The 344-nt window shown below is 44.2% G+C and carries 1 pseudogene; it reads right to left on the minus strand.

The annotated features are described in order from the left end of the window. Positions 1-344: pseudogene (locus tag PZE06_RS27120) on the minus strand (homoserine dehydrogenase); the annotation flags it as partial.

The raw sequence follows: 344 nt of genomic DNA on the forward strand, positions 1-344 counted from the left end.
TATAGCAGGTACAACTGATCCTTCCCGTACAGCCATATCCGATATTTCTTACCACATCAATCACATCGCCCATTACGGCACTGGCTGTCGGAAATTCACCTGCACCCCTTCCGTAAAACATGGCATCATCCACTGCATCTCCATGAACAAAAACTGCATTGAAAGAATCCCGTACAGAAGCAAGTGGATGCTCTTTCCGGATCATCATCGGATAGACTCCGACCTCGATTCCATTTTCTGTATTATGTGCAACACCCAGAAGCTTGATGACGCTGTCAAATTCCTTTGCATATGCAATATCCCTTGCCGTAATCTTCGTAATTCCTTCTGTATGTACATTAAAG

The organism is Robertmurraya sp. DFI.2.37, from assembly GCF_029211245.1.
GTDB classification, from domain to species: Bacteria; Bacillota; Bacilli; order Bacillales; family Cytobacillaceae; genus Robertmurraya; species Robertmurraya methanolica_A.